Source organism: Moraxella sp. K127 (assembly GCF_015223095.1).
Taxonomy (GTDB): Bacteria; Pseudomonadota; Gammaproteobacteria; order Pseudomonadales; family Moraxellaceae; genus Moraxella.
In genome coordinates, this window is the sequence record NZ_JADFBZ010000112.1 from 1 (window position 1) to 599 (window position 599).

At 38.4% G+C, this 599-nt stretch carries 1 protein-coding gene; it reads left to right on the forward strand.

Annotated elements, in window-relative coordinates; translation table 11 throughout:
- A partial coding sequence (locus IM753_RS12850) for an ISAs1 family transposase (protein ID WP_194092784.1) occupies positions 1-590 on the forward strand: 590 nt, incomplete at its 5' end.
- Between the last annotated feature and the right edge of the window lie 9 nt (positions 591-599).

Sequence of the window (599 nt, forward strand, 5' to 3'; positions counted from 1 at the left end):
TTTACTGTCAAAAAGACATCAGCAAACAAATCATTAAAGCAAAAGCCAAGTACATCTTTGCCTTAAAGCAAAACCACAAAACTTTGTATGAAGACATCGTACTGTGGTTAAACAGCAAGCTTAATAATAACAACATGACCAGCATACAGACTGTCGAAAAAGACCACGGTCGTATTAAGACAAGACGTTATGCGACATCAACACAACCTGATTGGTTATCAGGTAAAGATGATTGGACTAACCTTCATGCAGTGGTCATGGTAGAATCCATTCGTGATGTTAAAGATAAGGTGACCACTGAACGCCGTTATTACCTAAGCTCCCTGACAGATGTTAATATGATTGCTGATGCCATTTGTAACCATTGGTCTATTGAAAACAGTCAGCATTGGGTGTTAGATGTTATCTTTGGTGAAGATGACCAAAAAAGTCTTGAACGTCATGAAAAAGCAAATAAAGCATTACTGACTCGTACCGCATTAAACTTAATTCGAGCCAATGGGGATGCTAAACTCTCTGTGAAACGCAGTAAAATGAGAGTTTCACAGAATAAGTCTTATCTTGAACAGTTGTTGTTTGGTAAGGGGTAGTGCGATTGC